This is a genomic window from Pseudomonas borbori (assembly GCF_900115555.1).
In the GTDB taxonomy this organism is placed as follows: Bacteria; Pseudomonadota; Gammaproteobacteria; order Pseudomonadales; family Pseudomonadaceae; genus Aquipseudomonas; species Aquipseudomonas borbori.
Genome location: NZ_FOWX01000008.1, coordinates 51,609 through 70,313, shown reverse-complemented (window position 1 = coordinate 70,313; position 18,705 = coordinate 51,609). Strand labels below are relative to the sequence as shown.

The following is an 18,705-nucleotide window of genomic DNA, read 5'->3' as shown; positions in this document are numbered from 1 at the left end:
GGTCTATCCCCCGAAAAGTCGGCCAAAGGTACGTTTGAGCAAACCCTGCTCGGCCGTCTTGCTGCCGTGCAACGCCTGGCTCAACTCGCGCATGCCCAGGGTCACCGGCGCCCGTGGCGCATGCAGTTGCAACGGCACCCCGGTGTTCTGGCTGGCGCTGACCACCGCATAGTCGTTGGGCAGTTTCTGCAGATCGCCGCAGCGCAGCGCCTCGGCAATATCCTGCAGGCTGACCGGCGAGGCCTTGTCGTAGCGGTTGACTACCACCCGCAGGCGGTCGCCCTGCACCCCCAGCTCCTCGCGCATGATGCGCACCAGGCGGGTGGCGTCCTTGAGGTGGCTGAGGCTCTGCTGCACCAGGACATAGACCCGGTCGGCCTGCTCCAGGGTGGTGCCGGTGAGGTGGTCGATCTGCCGCGGCAGATCCACCACCACCCAGTCGTAACTGCTGCGCGCCAGGCGCAACAGCGCCTCCAGCTGCTCCAGACGCACATCCTGCGGCAGGCACAGCTCACCGCTACGCCCGCCCAGTACGTGCAGGGTCGGGCTGAAATGGCTGCAGAAACCGCGCAAGGCGACGCTGTCCATTTCCTCGATCTGTTGCAGCACATCCACATGGCTGTGTGCCGGCACCACGTCCAGGTAGTGGGCGACGCTGCCGAACTGCAGATCGAGATCGAGCAACAGGGTGCTGCCGCCCTCAACGCTCAACTGATGGGCCAGGTTACAGGCCAGCAGGGTGGCGCCCGAACCGCCCTTGGCATTCATCACCGCGATCAGCTGACCGCCCGTGGCCTGTCCCGCCCGGGTCTCATGGATCATCCGGCCCAGGGCGGCCAACAACTCATCCGCGGCCACCGGCTCGGGCAGAAAATCCCGGGCACCGGCCTGCATCGCCAGGCGGATGCCCTCGCGTTCCTCCAGCGGCCCGCAGACCAACAACGGCGGCCGCTCATGGGCCGGGCGCAGCAGCAGGGCCGCCAGCTCCTCGCGCCACAGATGGCTGACCCGCAGTAGCAGCAGGTCGGGCATATGCTCCAGGCCATAGAGCGGATCGGTATGGCCGTTGCTCACCAGGCGTGTGCTCACCTGCAAATTGGGCAGACGTTGACTGACTGCCTTCAAATGGTTGAGAGCAGCCGCGTCGCGGCTGCTGATCAAGAGCTGCAAACATTGCTTGTGAGTAGCTCTGGCTACAGGGACTTCTCTGGCCGTCAGCATTCTGTATCCCCCTCGACACTTCGCCCGAGATTTTCTCTGGGCAGGGTCGACCTGAATACCGGGAGGTCAATGTTTCCTCCAAGCACCGGAATCAGCAGGTCGAAAGTAAAATTATCCACTCGCAACTGGACATAGCGGATAGCGCGGAAGCCGTTGTCGCTGGTGGGATTGAGCACCTCGGCGCCGTTCTCGTTCAGGTAGGCCAGGGTCAGATCGCTGGTTGTGAGATTGGCGATCAGCGGGCTGTCATCCTCGCCATCGTTGTTGAAGATCGCCCGTTGTTTCACTTTCTCTTGCTCTAAATCGGTGACATTGCAAACCGCGGCCAGACGCGCGCCGCGTCGCACCACCTCGTCCAGGGCATTGACGGTGAACAGCAGCCGGCCCATTTCCAGCACGCCGAACAGCAGGGTGAACAGCAGCACACCTATGATGGCGAACTCCACCACATACACCCCGTGCATGCGTCGTCTGTTTACCGCCTTCATCACAGCCCCCTCATCACGGTGGTGGCCACCAGTGGGATGTTCAGCGGGATGGCGTTACCGATCAGCGCCGGCAGGCTGCCGCCGATAACCGGCTGGAATACGTAATTGATGCTGACCTGGACATGCTCGGTGCCTATCGTGCTGACCGTTACATTGGCGGTAGTCAGCCCCGGCACTACTTCATTGCCAGGCTGGGCAACAGGCACACCATAAACTGCGAGGTTTTTGGTTCTAGTCGTGAGCGTGGTATCGATCACCACCCGGCCGAGAGTGGTGTTCCAAGAATGACCGGCCAGGTAGCGCACCGCATCACGGTTGGCCTGCAGCAGGTTGTTGTAGTGGTAGAGCATGCGCCCGAACTCGCCGATGGCCAGCAACAGCAACAACAGCAACGGCAGGGCGATGGCGAACTCGACCATGGCCACGCCACGCTGGAGCTGAAGTTGCTTGAAAGCAGAACCTTTCATCGCACACCTCCTTATCAGAAATTTAATCAATCCATTGCTATTGCGACCTGCGTGCTGCAAGGCAGCCACCCTGTAAGAGCCGGCTTGCTGGCGAAGCCTCGTAGCCCGGATGCAATCCGGGATCGGTGTTGTACGAGACTTACGCCTCTCCGGATTTATCCGGGCTACACCGACCGATTGCCAGGTGAGCCTAGGAGTCGTGGCTCGACTCCCTAACACCCTCGCCGATATAGGTCTTGTACAACTGGATGATCTGTGGTCCTACATCCTCAGCCGGCTCCGGCCCGGCGTAACCACTTCCTTCGCACTCCCGCATGAACTGGCCGAAGACCTCCTTCTCACCGCTTTGCTCGACCTTCTGCAGTAAATAGAAGCAGCCGAATCCCAGCACTGGCACCGAGGTCGCCCCCCCTCCCGCCACTGCGGCACAATTGCCGATCACGACATTGAGGACGCGGCGCTCGGCGACCCCCGAGCAGGAACCAGGACTTGCGGCACAGCCCAGATAGGCATTCTTCCAATCGTTGACATCAGTCAACTGGGCGGCGCCGGCCGACAGATCGCCATTGGCGGAAACGACCACGGCCCCATTCTGCTTAGGCACGCCGCTGTCCATTGCGACCAGTGGCTCGCTGTAATTGGTGTACCAGTCCGGAGGGCAGCTCGCCGGGTCGACGGGGCCGTTGTACAGCCCTAACCGCGTATTCAGGCCTTGGGCCACCGGCCCCCAGGTGATACCTGGTTCGGTATCCACCCAGCCAGTGTCATCGATGCATTGTTCGGTTCCGGCGCAAAACGCCTGGCGGATATCCGCACCGCCCGTACTATCGCCGAGCCGTAGCAACTGACAATTACCCGCACTTGGACTACCGGGCGTACCGCAGGTCAGCGTTTGCAAGTCGCCATACCTATACCCCCAGAAGTTGCCATTTTCAGGGTCGTATTGAGCCGGATCGCCGCATACCACAACAGGATCGATCTTGCAGGTCGAAGCCGTTGGACTCGGACCGGCGGTGGCGATGGCGGCAACGGCCTTATTCGGAGCAAAGCCATCGCCTATTAGTAGCGGGTGCCGCAGGATGCCCCAGAGAAACTCGCTCAACTTGTAGTTGGCTACCTCAACTCGCACATAGCGGGGATCCTCCGACTCGGGGGGGTACTTGAAAGATCCGTAGACGCTGTCGGAAAATTTCACCTCAATAACAAAGTCCGGAGCATCGATAGCATCGGCCAACTCGCCGTTACCATCGGCATAGGCATTACGTGTCAGGGTATCCCGTGCTGCGGCCGCCGCTGCGAGATAGCCCATGGGATCGCCACTCACCTGACTCAAGGTCTTGGCCCCGCTCAACGCTGCCGCATCCACGGCATTTTGCAGGCGCGTCTTGTTCACCAGCATATGCCCACCATCCAGGGCCAAGGCGGCCATTGCCAGAATCGCCAGCATGGCCACCACGATCAGGACAATCACCGCCCCCCGCTGGCGTTGTGGCAGCGTGGTGAACGGTCGGTGCATACGGGGTTTCATCATCCAGCCCTCAGTTACCGATATTGATCTGGATGGGTTGGCCGACCTGCTGCGCGTCGCCGGTGACGCCGCGGTAGCCATCCATGACTTTTTCCGTCAGCGGGCCATCGGTGCCGCTGGGCGATACCTCGGTACCGGGGTTGGCCGCCACTTGCTTGTCGGCAATCTGCTGATAGTTGACGTCGTAGATACTCGAACCCAAAGGACCGACCCGGCCCTCCTCGTAGGTCATGCAACCGCTTGGCCCTAGCAACAGCAGCGTCACAATCATTGTGCGTTTCATCGTGGTTGCCTCCACTGGTTGATCCTGTGCGGCCCGCCAGGCGAGCCACCCTTGCAAATTTGACCCGACCGGCCAGCCGGCTAGACCGTAGGATGGGTTGAGCGAAGCGATACCCATGCTGCTGGGTTAAGCAAAGTTATACCCATCCTGCTGGGTTATCCGCCCAGGCAATGCCCGGCAAAACCGCATTTTCTGCGCGGCGTAACCCTTAATTACGGTGTACCTGCTGACGGGTTACGCGGCGCCTCGAATCTGTGACTTGCCCGGGCATACAAGCGCCGCTAACCCAACCTACGACTAATTCAAATCGTGGCCGAAACTACCCTCACTGGTGCCGAGGCTGACCGGCACCGGACGCCCGGCTTCACGCCCCTTGGTCTTGCCGAGCAGGTAGAAGTCCAGGTCGCTCGGCTCGACGAATTTCTCGGTGGGCAGGCGTACGCTTCTGGCGTCCACCGGCTTGGCCAGGTGCGGCGTCACCAGGATCACCAGCTCGGTTTCGCCGTTGACGAACTCCTGGCTGCGGAACAGATGACCGAGCACAGGTACATCGCCCAGGCCGGGGAAGCGGCTGACGAAATCGCGGGTGTTCTCGCTGATCAAACCGGCGATGGCGATGGTCTGGCCATTGCCCAGCTCGACCGTGGACTGCGCGCTGCGCTTGGTCAGCGCTGGCACCAGCAAGGCAGTACCCACCACCTGCTCGCCGGTCTGCACCACCAGGCTATTGGCCGCCACCAGCTCGCTGACCGAGACATTCAGGTTGAGGTTGATCCGCCCCGAGTCGAGCACCACCGGCAGAAATTTCACCCCGACGCCGAACTCCTTGAACTCGATGGTGATGCCATCATCGTCGGATACCGGAATGGGGAACTCGCCGCCGGAAATGAATTCCGCCTGCTGCCCGGTCAGGGTGGTCAGGGTCGGCTCCGCCAGCACCTTGGCCGTACCGTTGTCCTTGGCCGCCTCCAGCACCACGTTGAACAGGAAGTTGTCCGAGAGGAACTGGCCGAGGAAGCCCTTGCCGCTGCCGATCAGGCTGGTCGGATCGGGCACGATAAAGCCATCGTTTACCGGATCGGGCACGAATCCAATCGGAATCCCGCCTGGCCCGACGCCATTGTTGAAGCCCCCCGTGGACCAGCGGCTGGAAGAGCCGAAGTCCAGGGCGTTGAAGCGCACATTGATGCTCTTGACCAGACTGCGCTGCATCTCCGCCACCTTGACCTCCAGCATCACCTGCTGGCTACCGCCGACGGTGAGCAGGTTGATCACCTCCAGCGACTGGGTCGGCGCCGCAGCCGCCGCCTCACCCTCGCCCTGGACCACGCTGGCGGTCTGGGCGCTATAGGTCTTGGCCAGCTTGACCGCGGTATCCATGGCCGCCGCGCTGCTCACCTGGCCGCGCAGCACCAGCGCGCCCTGGGCACTGAAGACCTCGATGCGCTCGTTGGGCATCAACTGGTGCAGTTTGCCCTTCAAGCCGCCGAGGTCGTGTACCACTTCCAGGTCGAGGCTGTCGATCAGGCGGTTGCGGCTATCCCACAGCAGCACGTTGGTGCTGCCCAGGGAGCGGCCGAGCAGGTACAGCTGGGTCGGGCTGGTGATCAGGATATCGGCGATCTCCGGGTTGCCCACCGAGACTTTCTTCACCGGGGCGCGCGTGCTCAGCACCCGCGATTTATAGATCGGCACCTCGATATTGCTGATATTGGCTGCCGGCATGCTGCTTACCGCCGGCGGCGCTTCAGCCGCCTGTACCGCGATGCTCGACAACAGCCAGGCGCCCAATGCGTACAGCGCGTATGACCTGAGTCTCAGGATGATCTCCATGCCCTACTCCTTGCTTGTTATGTCGCCTTGCCGGCTTAGCCCAGCAGCGGAAAACCGCTACCACTGCATTCGTCCCGTGAGGAGAATGGGGAGCGCGAGAACCCCGCCTGGCTCGCGCCTCCCCTCTCCCGCCCTACAACTGCACCTTGGTCGCCTCCACCGCGGTACCGCGAATGATCGTGACCCCTACACCAGCGCCGCCGCTGCGCCGCACCAGCGGTTTGGCCGGCGCCGGAGCGGCGACCGGCGTCGGCGCAGGCGCCTCGACCAGTGCCAGCGGTGCGGCTTCGAGCTTTTTCTGGTTGTTCAGCGGGTTGCGCAGGGCCAGTTGCAGCCTGCCCTCGGTTTGCGCCTTGACCAGCACCTCGGCCTCTACGCTGCTCATCTCCAGGGTCACCGCGCGCACCACCACCGGCTGGGTCTTGTCGGTGCTGGCGGTCTGGTCGACGGCCAGTACCCGCAGGTCTTCGAGGATGGTCTTCGACTCGGCTTCGCTGTTATTACCGACCTTCCTGGTCGCCAGCACATCGACCCGGTTGCCCGGCAGCAGGAAGCCACCGACCCCGACCACGTCGTCGACCCGCACCGAGATGGCGCGCTTGTCCGCCCCGATCAGCGAGGCCAGGGTGCTGCCGCCGAGGTGCTCGGCCAGCCGCGCGCCACGCAGGATGTCGCCGCGCAGCATGCTGAAGGTGGCGATCTTGCCGATCACCTTGTCGGTGGCATCGAAACCGTCGTCCGGCACCGTGTTCTTGGGCATGCGCACCAGGCTGACGTGCTGGGCCTCGATCATCTGACCGAAGGGGATTTCCACCGTGGCCACTACCACGCTCTGCAGGTTGTCGTCGGGGCCGGCATTCAGTCGGGCACTCAGCCAGTTGTTGGCCATCCAGGCGGCGCCCAGCCCGAGGATCAGGGACAGGGCAACCAGGGTCAGGGTACGCGCGCTCATGTCTGTATCTCCTTAGCCAAGAAAATCAAGCTGGATAAAGTAGTTACGCCAGGCCCACTCCAGCTCCTGCGGCGACAGCGGCCCGTCACCATCCAGGTAGCGCTGGCGATCCTGCGCCATGCCCAGCAGATCGCGCGGGTGGCACGGCACCAGCGGCATGCCCTCGGTCTCGTACAAGCCTTGCAGCACATAGCGCAGCAGCACCGGGTCATAGGCGATGCCCAGGCGCTCGCACTCCTGGCGCCAGATGCGCTCGTACTCATCGGCCTTGAGGTAGTTGAAGTGCAGCTTGTAGCCGATCCGCCGGAGAAAGGCCTCGTCGGCCAGCTCCAGCGGGTTGAGGTTGGTGGAGAACACCAGCACCAGGTCGAATGGCAGCTCGCAGTGGCGGCCGCCGCCGAGGTTGAGGAAGTCGCGCTTCTCCTCCATCGGCACTATCCAGCGGTTGAGCAACTCGGCCGGCGCCATGCGCTGACGGCCCATGTCGTCGATGATAAACAAGCCGTTGCTGGCCTTGAGCTGCAGCGGCGCCTGGTATTGGCGGCTGAACGGGTCATAGCGGATATCCAGCTGCTCCATGCTCAGCTCACCGCCGGTGATCAGCACCGGGCGCTTGCAGCACAGCAGACGACGGTCGATGCCCTCGCTGAGCATCAGGCTGTTCTGCTGCGCGTCCGTGTCATCCAGACGCTGGTGCACCTGGGGGTCGTAGATCTCGATCACCGCCTCGTTGATCGCGATGGCGTAAGGTACCCAGATGGCCTCGGCGAACAGGCGGATCAGGCGGCTGCTGATATAGGTCTTGCCGGTGCCCGCCGGGCCGTAAATCATGATGGCGCGCCCGGAATTCAGGGCCACGCCCAACTGGTCGAGCATGCCCTCGCTCAGCACCACGCCGCCGAAGGAGGCGCGCATGTCGCGGGCGGTGATGCGCCCGTGGTGAATGGTTTGCACCTTGAGCAGCGAGCGGTAACTGCTCACCGGATAGGGCGCCGCACCTATATAGCCGCTGCGCGCCAGGGCATCGCGGGCGGCGCTGCGACCACGTTCGGTCAGGCCGTAGCGCAGCCCCTGGGCGGCGGTCTGGCCGCCCGCCTGACCGAGTACCTCGACCCGGCCATCCTTGCGCAGAAACGCCAGGATCTCTTCCAGCACCGCGCCGGTCAGCGCCAGGCGCTCGACCAGCTGCGGCATACCCAGCACCCCGGCATCGTGCAAGTGCTTGCACAGCAGGTCGCCGAGCAAATTGTCCGCCAGGCCGGTCTCGCGAATGCTCCGCGGCTGCGGCGCCAGGCGCTCCACGGCCTCACGTTCGCTGGGGTAGGCGTCGCTGTCGCTGATGGCGTACATAGTGCCGACCTCCTCCTAACCCAATATTCCTGCCGGTAGTCCCACAGGCCGCCAAACCAAACTGAATGCTGTACCGGTCAAGATGGCCAGGGCGTATGGGAAACGCATTCGGATAGCATCGCCCTCAACGGTTGGCACATAGGTACGCAAACTGAGCATCACCCAATATCGGTGTAACGACCGCCAAAACTGCCGCTTGTAAATCAGAAAAAGAACACCCAATAAACTGCCACTTATTACAGTTAACGCCACTGCCCAGATACTCGTACCCAAAGTTAAAAAACTGCCCGCCATCGCCATCAATTTCACATCGCCGGCCGCCACGCCACCTAGAGCGTAGAAAGGTATAAACAGGCTGAAACCGATCAGCAGCCCCAGCGCACCGTTCCTCAGCCCTGGCCAACCTCCGGTATAGGCCTGGACAGCCAGTGCCAGAATCAAGCCAACCAGTATCAGCAAGTTAGGAATGCGGTGGTGGCGCACATCGCTCACCACCGCTATCAGCAAGAGCCCGAGCAGCAAAACTGCAGCAAATATTTGCCCTTGAGCCATAGCCGTATTGCCTTTTATTTAGGTTGTTAATGAAGATCTCAGCCAATTAAGGAGTGGCGCAGCTAGCTGCTGTGCCACCAATAGCTGTAATCAGTGCATTAATTACACCGCACACGCTTTGTCCCAATGCGGTGAATGCTGCAACCAGCACGAGGCTTACCAGGCCACCTGCGACTGCATACTCAACAACCGTCAACCCATCCTCGTCCTCAACGAACTTCATCACCGCAGTCTTGATTGCTTGAAAAGTCATTTCGCCCACCTCACTAGAAAAGTTGTTCTTCCAGGAATCGGCGGCACTGCCTGCCCCGCCTGCTTGAACCCTAGTCGGCGGGAAAAATAGCGGTTAGGAGATTTTTGCGAATCACCAGGACTTTTTTGCAGCGATTGCCCAGGCAGCAAAAATACCGACAGCGCGCGCGGCGCCAGCAATGGAAAACCCAGGAAAAGGAATGACTTACGGATGACTCCGATTCGCAAGCGACCAGCGGTGGCTCCCCGGCGCGACGAAAAAGAGCGGAAAGCCCAGCTAACACTGGGCTCGCGGCAAGCTATAGAAGCAAATTAACTTGACTTGTTTTCTCTTATCAGAATTTGATCTTTACAGTACTGGCATAGTGACAATACTCAAGGCGGGGGAGAGACAACACTGAGGCGCAGAGCTAAGGGTATGAAGTCTAACTCGGCCAGCAAGCCATTATTGTTATGGTTCGATTTAACCCATGACCGATCGGTTGAAGAGCTGATCGGGCATTTCCGTTCAAGCTGCGATTGCCGGCTGGCGCAAAACAGCGTCCTGCCCGTGCAGGCCCACGCGCAACAGCCGGACATGCTCTGCATGCACTTCGACCGCCCGGATGCGCTCGGCCTCAACCTGTTGCTGGAGATCAAACGCTCCGCGCCCTCGCTGCCGATCACCATGTTCACCGTGCAACACTCGGAAGAGCTGGCCATCTGGGCCATGCGTTCGCGGGTGTGGGAATACATGGTGCTGCCGCTCACGGCCGCCGAGAAAAGCCGCTATCTGCACTCGCTCAATCAGCTGTGTGAGTTGCGCCGCCGCCCTTATGGCCAGCAGCAGAAGCCGCTGGTCGAGCGCCACCCGTCCCTGCCGGACAGCATCAGGCTGACGGCTGAGCACCAGAAGCACCAGGCCCTGAACAAGGTACTGGACTACATCGAGCAGCATTTTCGCGAAAGCATCGACCAAAAGGCACTGGCGCAGCGCTTCGGCATGACGCCCTTTCGCTTCAGCCGGCTGTTCAAGGAAGTCGTCGGTGTCGGCTTCATGGACTACGTCCTGAACAAACGCATGGACTTCGCCAAGGAGCGGCTGAACCATAGCCAGATGCCGATCACCAGCATCGGCTACGAAGCCGGCTTCAAGGACCCGTCCTACTTCGCCCGCGCCTTCAAGCAATACGTCGGCTGCACCCCCAGCGAATACCGCCAGGTCTGCCACCCCTCAGTACCGGTGATAGCAACACCCGAACCGCCGACGACCGAAGTACCCGATGGCCTGAGGCCCGGCATTCGCGCCTGACCCTGCTTGCAGCAGACACCGCCTCCCCCTGTAGGAGGCCCGACCTCGGGGCGACAGCGGACAACGTCCGCCCACAAGCATCGCGCCGGGGCGGAGCTCCGCCCTCCCACAAGAGCTGTAGGAGGCCCGACCTCGGGGCGACAGCGGACAACGTCCGCCCACAAGCATCGCGCCGGGGCGGCCTCCTACAAAAGCATCAAACACCGCATTCCCCTGTAGGAGGCCCGACCTCGGGGCGATAGCGGACAACGTCCGCCCGCAAGCAAAAGCATCGCGCCGAGGGCGGCCCTCCCACAACACCTGTAGGAGGCCCGACCTCGGGGCGATAGCGGACAACGTCCGCCCGCAAGCAAAAGCATCGCGCCGAGGGCGGCCCTCCCACAAGAGCTGTAGGAGGCCCGACCCCGCGGCGATGGCGGGCGCAGTCCGCCCAACAAGCAAAAGCATCGCGCCGGGGCGGCCCTCCTTCAGCTGGGCGCGTCTGACGACGAGGCAAACGCCGACGTCGTCTAACAAAACGGGAGGCCACTGGCCTCCCGCTGATAGTGCAAGCCCGTGCAACCGGCTCACTTGACCTTGTAGATGATCCCCGGGCTGCATTGCACCATCTGATAGCGCTCCGGCAGACCGTTGAGTGCCTCCGATGCGCCGAGAAACAGGTAGCCACCCGGTTTCAACATGGCATGAATGCGCGTGAGAATGTCTTTCTTCATCTCGGCGGAAAAATAGATCAACACGTTGCGGCAAAACACGATGTCGAACTTGCCCAGACTGGCATAGCTGTCCATCAGGTTCAGCGGGCGAAACTCGACGCGGCTTTTGATCGCCGGCTTGACCACCCAGCGTCCCGGCGCCTTCGGATCGAAATAGCGCTGCAAACGCTCCTGCGACAGCCCCCGACCCATCGCCAGGCTGTCGTACTCGCCGGATTTGCAATTGGCCAACATCGTCGGCGAAAGGTCGGTGGCGACGATCTGCACGCCGGCCTTGAGCTGGCCGATATTGGTTTTCTCGAACTCGTCGATGCTCATCGACAGCGAATAAGGCTCCTGGCCCGACGAGCAGGCCGCCGACCAGATACGCAGGCGCTGCCCCGGATTGGCCTTGATCAACTCGGGCAAGACCCGGTTCTTCAACACCTCGAAGGGGTAGGTATCACGAAACCACAGGGTTTCATTGGTGGTCATGGCATCCACCACCTGCTCGCGCAAACCGCTGCGTGGCTGGCTTTGCATACGCTGCACCAGCTCACCCAGGGTCTTGATCCCGTGTTGTTCCTGCAATTTGTTCAGCCGACTGGATACCAGGTACTGCTTATTGCTACCCAGTAAAATGCCGCAGGCCTTTTCCAGAAAAATCCGGAACTGCTCAAAATCCACATTACCTGAAGACACTAGCCAGGCCTCGCCAATCAAAATATCGCACTGAAAGATGCACCCTCTGCCCTGTCGTCAGGCCGAAGCAAAACGGCTGCAGTCGCAGATACGGTGTTAAACACAGATCAGGCCCCGGGCCTGCATTTTTGTTGCGCGACGCAGTGCCTGCGCCACTCGGCCACACTCACGAGGTTTGATCCACTTCATTGATGCGTGCGACCACCCGCGATGCCAGGTCATCGGGACGAAACTTGGGGAGAAAATCATCGGCGCCGACCTTCTTCACCATGGCCTGATTGAACACCCCGGAGAGCGAAGTATGCAGGAGGATGTGCAATTTCTGCATGCGCGCATCGCCGCGGATTTCTGCGGTCAGGGTATAGCCGTCCATTTCCGGCATCTCGATGTCGGAAATCAGCATCAGCAGTTCCTCACCGGGATGCCGGCCCTCGTCCGCCATGTTGCGTAGATAATCCAGGGCTTGCCGGCCATCGTTCAGCGCCGTGACCTCGACCCCCACGGTTTGCAGGCAGCGAATCACCTGCTTACGCGCCACCGATGAATCATCGACGATCAGGACGTGCTTGCTGAGCGCCTTGTTCTGGGTGTTGGCATCGACAACGCCGACAGATATCACCTCGGACGTCGGCGCCACCTCGGCGAGAATTTTCTCCACATCGAGGATTTCCACCAACTCCTTGTCCAGGCGGGTCACTGCGGTCAGGTAGTGATCGCGCCCCGCCCCCTTGGGTGGCGGATGGATCTCCTCCCAGTTCATGTTGACGATGCGCTCGACCGAATGCACCAGAAAGCCCTGAACCTTGGTGTTGTACTCGGTAATGATGACGAAACTGTTCTGCAGATCCTGCAACGGCGGTCTCCCGGTCGCCATGGACAGATCGAGGATGGGAATGGTGCCCCCGCGAATGCTCGCCACCCCCCGCACGACAGGGCTGGATTTGGGCATGATGGTGAGCTTGGGGCATTGCAGCACCTCCTTCACCTTGAATACGTTGATGCCATACAGCTGCCCGCCATCGAGGCGGAACAGCAGCAGTTCCAAACGATTCTGACCAACCAACTGGGTGCGCTGGTTAACCGAATCCATTACACCGGCCATGCTCAAACCCCTCTGTTTGAGTCGCGCACATTGTGCCCAGCGTAGCAGGCGGCACGCGCCTTGCTAGTCACTTTGCATGAACGCAGAAACGACAACTTTTCGACACTTTTATCGACGCAGGTATCGAGACCTGACGGCAAAAGGCCGCTACTGGCTGGCAGTTTTACCTGCTTTGCTCGCGCTCGGCTACAGTTCGCTGGCTGCTGCCGCGGCAACCTTGCCTGAACAGCTTATCGGCACTACCCACAGCTTTCTTGAGCTGACGGTGGCCGACTACCTGCAGCGCAGCGAAATCCAGGGGCGGCATGAGATTGAAATCAACCGTCTCGATCCACGTTTGCGCCTGCCGCTGTGCGACAAGGAATTGACGGTCACCCTGGAAAGCCCGGCCCAGCCGATTGGCCGCGTTACCATGCGGGTGCGCTGCGATGGCAGCTCACCCTGGACGGTTTTCGTTCCCGGGCAGGTCAGGTTGTACCGTGACGTGGTCACCGCCATCCGCCCGCTCAAGCGCGAGGCCGTGCTGAGCGACATGGATGTGAGCCTGGTGGAACGTGATGTCGGCCTGCTCAACCAAGGCTACCTGACCAGCCTCAAACAGGCGGTCGGCAAAAAACTGACGCGACCATTACAACCGGATCAGGTAGTGGCGCCGGGGCACGTCGAACAGGCCGAGGTCATCCGCAAAGGCGATCAGGTGGTGATCAGCGCACACAGCGGCGGCATGAGCGTGCGCATGCCGGGCGAAGCCCTGTCGGACGGGGCCATCGGCAAACAGATCAGCGTGCGCAACCAACGCTCGAAACGTATCGTCAAAGCGCGGGTAATAGGGCCGGGGCAGGTTGAAGTGGCCATGTAGGCACGATTATCGCCTTAGCTTTGGCCAGGTCGACTTACGACTTTTCACACTGTGGTTAATCTGCTTGTTGAAAAACAAATTGTCGAAACACCGGTTATTTCTCTAAAGTTTCTGCAGACACGGCCGAGAACCAGGCAAGCGTCCAAACACTGTTCGAGGTTTTGCATCATGGTCATCGACTTCAACCGGCTAAACAATGCCGCCACCCCCGCCAATTCAGGGCGTGTGGGCGGTGCTCAGCCTGGTGGCCGGAATGAAGCCATCAGCGACAAAGCGACCAGCCCGTCTCCAGCCCAGCAGGCAGACGCCAGCAAGAGCGGTGAGTCGGTACAGCTCAGTCGCGAAGCGCAACAGCTGCAAAAAATCAGTGAAAAACTGGCCGAGCAACCAGTCGTCGATAAAGAGCGGGTTGCCCAGCTCAAACAAGCGATCCTTGACGGCAGCTACCAGGTCGACAGCCAGCGCGTTGCCGGCAAACTGCTCGATTTCGAATCCCAGCGCTAGTCTAGCTGGCCGTTGAAAAACGTAGGCGAGGCAGGCGAGACAAGGCAAAAATTGCCGCAACGTAGCGCAGCGGAGTAACAGCCGTAGGCTGGCCCGCAGGGCGAGCGAAGCGAGTCAAAAGCGGAGTTTACTGTTGTAAATGAGCATTTTGACTGGGCTCGCACCCGAGGCCATTTTTAACGCCGTATCGCCCTCGTAGGTAGTTTTTCAACCGCCGGCTAAAGGCAACGCCGGGATGTTAGCCTTACAGCGCAATAGCGCTGCTACGGCCCGCTGACACCTGAGAGCCTGCGATGCACGACACCACCCTGCTTGAGCTTTTCAACGACGACATCGGCAGCGCCGAGCAACTGCTCGAGCTGCTCGATGACGAATTCCAGGCTCTCGGCGAGCGCGACCTGGTTCGCCTGCAAAGCATTCTGGGAAAGAAACAACCGCTGCTGGTGCAACTCGACCAACACGGCCAGGCGCGCAGCCGACTGCTCCTCAGCCTGCAGCTGAGCGCCGATCGCGCAGGCCTGCAAACCCTTGCCGAACGCTCCAGCCAGGGCGCTGAACTGCTCGCGCGCGGCGACCAACTGCAGACACTGCTCGAACGTTGCCAGGCTGGCAACTTACGCAACGGTCGCTTGATTCGCTCCAACCAGGCCACGACCAGCAACATGCTCGGCATTCTCCGTGGCGGCGAAACCCCCAGCCTCTATGACAGCCGCGGCAGTACCGCTAGAATCGGCCAGCAGCGCCCGCTCAGTCAGGCCTGAACACTTATAACAAGGCACAGGAAAAATGCTGTCATAATGCCGGCATCCTAGCGCCATCGTATTTGCCTGGAGAGTTCTGGACCGTGTCCAACCCCTTTATCGAGGATGATGGCCCGCAACCACCGAAGGTTCTCAAAGCCCCCGTGGAAATCGTGGCCAATCTGCGCCAACTGCAACAGCACCATGACCCGCTGGTTATCACCTTCCACGAACGCAGCCAACGTTTTCAGAGCTACCTGATCGAAGTCGATCGCGACAAGAATCGCCTGATTCTTGATGAGATGATCCCCAACGATGCCGAACGCTATCTGCAAAATGGCGAACCTTTTCGCATCGAAGCCTTCCATGAAGGTGTGCGCGTGGCCTGGGAGTGCCTGCAACCGGTACAGATAGCAGAACACCAGGGGGCACGCTGTTACTTCAGCCCCATGCCTGAAGCTGTGCATTACCATCAGCGGCGCAATGCCTTCAGGGCTCCGCTCAAGCAATCCGATCAGGTCAGGATCGAACTGGCCGGCGACAAGCTGCGCAGCCCAGTCCAGGGACTACTGCTGGATATTTCCGCCACAGGCTGCAAGCTGCGCTTGCCAGGCAACGTCGCCAGCAGCCTGCATTCCGGCCAGGTTTATGAGCGCTTCACCGCTCAACTGCCCTTCGGCGCGATGACCACCGCAGTGGAACTGCGCCATGTGCAGTATGAAGAAAAACTCGATACGACCTTTGCCGGCGTGCGCTTCCACCGCATGAGCGGCCTGGAGCAACGCCAGGTCGAGCGCTTCGTCTACCAACTGCAGCGCGAGGCACGCCGTTTCGACAGCGACGGCTTGTTCTAGGGGGCTGCCCGGCAGGAGCGCTGCAAATTGACCGTGGGAGGCGCTTCAGCGGCGCTGGCGCGTAGCGCCCATGATCGCGGCTAAAGCCCCTCCCACCAGCGTCTCGCCAGCATGGCAATATCGGTCAAATTCGAACGCTGCGGACGCTGCGGACGCTGATGAACACCAGCGAGTCCGGGAATACGCTGTGCCTGCCGAGGTCACGACCAACCCAACCGCGGGGACTGGTCAGACTTCGACCCGAATGCCCAGCGCTGCCAGGCGCGGCAGGTCTTCCGGGCGATCGACATCCCACAGCACCGGCAATAGCCGATGATGCCAATCCAGCTGCTGCAAGCGCTCGCAGGTCATGTTCAACACCTGGTCGGTCCCCCAGGGCATAGCGTGAAACAGCGCGGGATCGACGCAACGCAAGCCGAGCAGGACATAGCCGCCGTCCTCCGCCGGCCCCAGCACCACAGGTTGCCCGTGCAACGCCTCACAGGCGCCACTGAGGTAGTCGCCATCCAGCGCCGGGCAATCGTTGCCGATCAACACCACGGCATCGCTCTCCGCCAGGCCCAATGTGGCAATGCGACGCATGCGTTCACCCAGGTCGCCAGCAGGCTGCTCGACCAACGTCCAATTCAACCGATCGGCGAGTGCCTGCAGTTGCGCATCCGGACTGTCGTCCAGCCACAAAAACCGCTGACTGAACCCTGCAGCCGGAAGCTGCAGGGCGCGCTCGAGTAGTACCCGCTGCAGGTCGCACGCACCCTCTTCACCCAGCACCGGGATCAGCCGGGTTTTCACCCGCCCCGGCACTGGCGCACGTGCCAGCATGTGCAGAGAAATAGACAGGTTCATAGCGGTGGCCCTCGATGATACTGCCGCGCCAACTGGTCCGGGCTGACGCCACGATAGTAGGCCAGCCGCAAACGCCACATAAACAATACGGTACGCCAAATACCATCGTGCTCCCAGCGTCTGCTTGAAGTTGACAGCGGAGGACGCAAGCAACGCGGACGCGCCCGTTTCTTCAAGCGCCCGCTGAGCTCGATGTCTTCCATCAACGGGATGTCCGCGTAACCACCCAGCGCTTCAAACGGCTCACGGGCGACAAAGATCGCCTGATCGCCCGTCGCCACACCGGTCAACCGCGAGCGCAGATTAATCATCGTACCTATCAAGCGCAAAGCCAGGCCACTGCCCGACAAACGTACATCGAAACGGCCCCAGATCGGCCGCTCAGCCAACGTAGCCAGCAAATGCCGGATAGACGCGGCACTGACCCGGGTATCGGCATGTACGAACCACAGGTATTCAGCACGCGCGACAGCGGCACCGGCATTCATTTGCAGGGCACGTCCTGCGCTCGTCTCAAGCACCTTGTCGGCCTGCGCCGCAGCCAGCGCACAGGTCGCGTCGCTGCTGCCGCCGTCCACCACAATCAGTTCGGCTCCGGCCGCGCGCAACGGCGCCAGATCCGCCAGCAACAAGGGTAACGCCGTGGCCTCATTGCGTGCGGGGATGATTACGCTGAGTAAAGGCGTCACGACTGCGGCATCTTCTCGTCCTGATCGAGAGGATCAACCGCTCCAGCGGCGGCCATGCCGGCGGCGGCGATGTCCAGCATCTGCTCCTGCACGACGTGCTCGTCGACCCGGGGGTCAAGGGCGGCGACCAGGGGCGAACTGGTCATGTTGTCCGGCGTCGCAATATGGTGCAGCGGAGCATCATCGACCTGATGCAGGTGGGTAATATTATCCGGGCGCACCCGCCAGATCAGGATCAAGGCCGAACAGCAGACGAAGACGTAAAGCATGTTGGCGCCCCAAAAGCGCATCAACACGCCGGCCAGCAGTGGGCCGACACTGGCACCGACACCGAAGGTCACCAGCAGCATCGCGGTCAGCGAAACACGCCGCTCACTCTCGACATGGTCGTTGGCAAAGGCCACGGCCAGTGGGTAAAGGCTGAACTGCAACAGCCCGATGACGAAACCGGCGCCAATCAACACCCACAAATCCGCCTCGGGCATCAGCGCCAGCGGCAACGCCGCCAGCGCCAACAACACCGAGCAGCCACGAATCAAAGCGGCCCGATCGTAACGATCCGACAACCAGCCGAGCGGCCACTGCACCACCAGCCCGGCAAAAATGCAGCTCCCCATGAACAGACCGACCTGTTCGGTAGACAAGCCCATACGGGCTGCATACAACGGCGCCAAACCGTAGAACGCACCAATCAGCAAGCCGGCAACGGCAATGGTGGTCAGCGACAAGGGCACCCGTTTGATGAAAAAGTGCAACTCCAGCGGCGCTGGATGCATGGGGGCCGGGTGCAGCCTGCGGGTCAATGCCACCGGCACCAGGCACAGGGCAAAGCACAGCGCCACCAGCATCAGCAGTTCGAGACCGAGTGCCGGATGGACCACCAACACCAACTGACCGAGGATCAATCCCAAGTATGAGGCAGCCATATAAGCGGAGAACACTTGGCCACGCTGACTGCTTTGCGCCTGCTCGTTGAGCCAGCTCTCGATCACCATGTATTGGCACATCATGGCCAGGCCTACCAGCATGCGCAGCAACAGCCAGGCCGGCAGCCAATCGGTCAAGCCATGCCCCAGAACTGCCGCGGTGCCAACCCCGGCACAGGCCACATAAGCGCGGATATGCCCGACCCGGCCGATCAGCCGGTGCCCCAGCTTGCCGCCCAGCACCAGACCGATATAGTTGGCCGCCATCAAGGCGCCCACCCATAGACCGTCCACCGTGTCAGCCAGGCGCAACGCCAGGTAGGTGCTCAGCAAGCCCGACCCCAGCAACATCAGCAGGGTGGCGAAATACAGCGAACGAAAAGACTTCCAGATAAGGCGCATGACTCTGCGAATAGCTCCTTGATTGACGACTGAACCGCTCTATATGAACGGCGCGGCCGCGATGGCCGCAACAAATGAATAAATGCTTGAAGCATAGAGCACGGGACGCAAGGCCGAAGCGCGATGCATTCGAGCATGTGCCTGCCCCGCACCAATTGAAACCGCGGCCATC

At 61.2% G+C, this 18,705-nt stretch carries 20 protein-coding genes; 5 read left to right on the top strand and 15 right to left on the bottom strand.

All coding sequences use genetic code 11. From position 1 onward, the window contains the following. Positions 1 to 3: 3 nt before the first annotated feature. The 10 genes from BM315_RS07885 to BM315_RS07840 form a co-directional block, all read right to left on the bottom strand. Positions 4 to 1,221 (bottom strand): AAA family ATPase, encoded by a 1,218-nt coding sequence (locus BM315_RS07885; protein WP_090499575.1) that lies wholly within the window; start codon positions 1,219 to 1,221, stop codon positions 4 to 6. Beyond that, on the bottom strand, positions 1,215 to 1,709 hold the full coding sequence (locus tag BM315_RS07880; RefSeq protein WP_090499573.1) for a TadE/TadG family type IV pilus assembly protein: 495 nt from the start codon (positions 1,707 to 1,709) through the stop codon (positions 1,215 to 1,217). Before BM315_RS07880 ends, BM315_RS07885 begins: the two co-directional genes overlap by 7 nt. After that, the gene (locus BM315_RS07875) at positions 1,709 to 2,176 is read right to left on the bottom strand and encodes a TadE/TadG family type IV pilus assembly protein (RefSeq protein ID WP_090499571.1); all 468 of its coding nucleotides are present in this window, start codon (positions 2,174 to 2,176) and stop codon (positions 1,709 to 1,711) included. Before BM315_RS07875 ends, BM315_RS07880 begins: the two co-directional genes overlap by 1 nt. A gap of 190 nt (positions 2,177 to 2,366) precedes the next feature. Further along, complete coding sequence (locus tag BM315_RS07870) at positions 2,367 to 3,707, bottom strand: TadE/TadG family type IV pilus assembly protein (protein ID WP_090499568.1); 1,341 nt, start codon at positions 3,705 to 3,707, stop codon at positions 2,367 to 2,369. A 7-nt stretch (positions 3,708 to 3,714) separates the two neighbouring features. Then, a complete protein-coding gene (locus BM315_RS07865) occupies positions 3,715 to 3,987 on the bottom strand; it encodes a hypothetical protein (RefSeq protein WP_170862176.1) in 273 nt (90 codons plus the stop codon). 297 nt (positions 3,988 to 4,284) lie between these two features. Continuing rightward, on the bottom strand, positions 4,285 to 5,820 hold the full coding sequence (locus BM315_RS07860) for a type II and III secretion system protein family protein (protein ID WP_090499564.1): 1,536 nt from the start codon (positions 5,818 to 5,820) through the stop codon (positions 4,285 to 4,287). Between the two features lie 133 nt (positions 5,821 to 5,953). Continuing rightward, positions 5,954 to 6,772 (bottom strand): Flp pilus assembly protein CpaB, encoded by an 819-nt coding sequence (cpaB, locus tag BM315_RS07855; RefSeq protein WP_090499562.1) that lies wholly within the window; start codon positions 6,770 to 6,772, stop codon positions 5,954 to 5,956. A 12-nt stretch (positions 6,773 to 6,784) separates the two neighbouring features. Continuing rightward, positions 6,785 to 8,122 carry an AAA family ATPase gene (locus tag BM315_RS07850; protein ID WP_090499560.1) on the bottom strand — a complete coding sequence of 446 codons (1,338 nt, stop codon included), beginning with the start codon at positions 8,120 to 8,122 and terminating at the stop codon, positions 6,785 to 6,787. A 15-nt stretch (positions 8,123 to 8,137) separates the two neighbouring features. Continuing rightward, entirely contained in the window at positions 8,138 to 8,674 is a 537-nt protein-coding gene (locus tag BM315_RS07845; RefSeq protein WP_090499558.1) for an A24 family peptidase, read from the bottom strand. A gap of 46 nt (positions 8,675 to 8,720) precedes the next feature. Further along, on the bottom strand, positions 8,721 to 8,927 hold the full coding sequence (locus BM315_RS07840; protein ID WP_090499556.1) for a Flp family type IVb pilin: 207 nt from the start codon (positions 8,925 to 8,927) through the stop codon (positions 8,721 to 8,723). A gap of 417 nt (positions 8,928 to 9,344) precedes the next feature. On the opposite strand from BM315_RS07840, the gene BM315_RS07835 reads away from it, so the two are divergent. Beyond that, positions 9,345 to 10,217 (top strand): response regulator transcription factor, encoded by an 873-nt coding sequence (locus tag BM315_RS07835; protein ID WP_090499553.1) that lies wholly within the window; start codon positions 9,345 to 9,347, stop codon positions 10,215 to 10,217. Positions 10,218 to 10,783: 566 nt separating this feature from the next. On the opposite strand, the gene cheR is transcribed toward BM315_RS07835, so the two are convergent. Together cheR and BM315_RS07825 are read right to left on the bottom strand one after the other, a co-directional pair. Beyond that, entirely contained in the window at positions 10,784 to 11,611 is an 828-nt protein-coding gene (gene cheR / locus BM315_RS07830; protein ID WP_090499770.1) for a protein-glutamate O-methyltransferase CheR, read from the bottom strand. Between the two features lie 166 nt (positions 11,612 to 11,777). After that, positions 11,778 to 12,713 carry a chemotaxis protein CheV gene (locus tag BM315_RS07825; RefSeq protein ID WP_090499551.1) on the bottom strand — a complete coding sequence of 312 codons (936 nt, stop codon included), beginning with the start codon at positions 12,711 to 12,713 and terminating at the stop codon, positions 11,778 to 11,780. A 76-nt stretch (positions 12,714 to 12,789) separates the two neighbouring features. Here BM315_RS07825 and flgA point away from each other — a divergent pair, with 76 nt between their 5' ends. From flgA to BM315_RS07805, 4 genes are all read left to right on the top strand, one after another. After that, a complete protein-coding gene (flgA, locus tag BM315_RS07820; RefSeq protein WP_090499549.1) occupies positions 12,790 to 13,572 on the top strand; it encodes a flagellar basal body P-ring formation chaperone FlgA in 783 nt (260 codons plus the stop codon). A gap of 168 nt (positions 13,573 to 13,740) precedes the next feature. Beyond that, the gene (gene flgM / locus BM315_RS07815) at positions 13,741 to 14,076 is read left to right on the top strand and encodes a flagellar biosynthesis anti-sigma factor FlgM (RefSeq protein WP_090499547.1); all 336 of its coding nucleotides are present in this window, start codon (positions 13,741 to 13,743) and stop codon (positions 14,074 to 14,076) included. Positions 14,077 to 14,369: 293 nt separating this feature from the next. Then, positions 14,370 to 14,837, top strand: a complete 468-nt coding sequence (locus BM315_RS07810) for a flagella synthesis protein FlgN (protein ID WP_090499545.1) — start codon at positions 14,370 to 14,372, stop codon at positions 14,835 to 14,837. A gap of 83 nt (positions 14,838 to 14,920) precedes the next feature. Then, positions 14,921 to 15,670 carry a flagellar brake protein gene (locus BM315_RS07805; protein ID WP_090499543.1) on the top strand — a complete coding sequence of 250 codons (750 nt, stop codon included), beginning with the start codon at positions 14,921 to 14,923 and terminating at the stop codon, positions 15,668 to 15,670. Positions 15,671 to 15,898: 228 nt separating this feature from the next. Here BM315_RS07805 and BM315_RS07800 read toward each other — a convergent pair whose 3' ends face one another. Genes BM315_RS07800 through BM315_RS07790 form a run of 3 tightly spaced genes read right to left on the bottom strand, consistent with a single transcriptional unit; the run spans position 15,899 to position 18,533 of the window. Further along, on the bottom strand, positions 15,899 to 16,516 hold the full coding sequence (locus BM315_RS07800) for a TIGR04282 family arsenosugar biosynthesis glycosyltransferase (protein ID WP_090499542.1): 618 nt from the start codon (positions 16,514 to 16,516) through the stop codon (positions 15,899 to 15,901). Then, a complete protein-coding gene (locus BM315_RS07795) occupies positions 16,513 to 17,205 on the bottom strand; it encodes a TIGR04283 family arsenosugar biosynthesis glycosyltransferase (RefSeq protein WP_090499540.1) in 693 nt (230 codons plus the stop codon). The genes BM315_RS07800 and BM315_RS07795 overlap by 4 nt, the downstream gene beginning before the upstream one ends. Then, positions 17,202 to 18,533, bottom strand: a complete 1,332-nt coding sequence (locus BM315_RS07790; RefSeq protein WP_090499538.1) for an MFS transporter — start codon at positions 18,531 to 18,533, stop codon at positions 17,202 to 17,204. The genes BM315_RS07795 and BM315_RS07790 overlap by 4 nt, the downstream gene beginning before the upstream one ends. Positions 18,534 to 18,705: the final 172 nt, after the last annotated feature.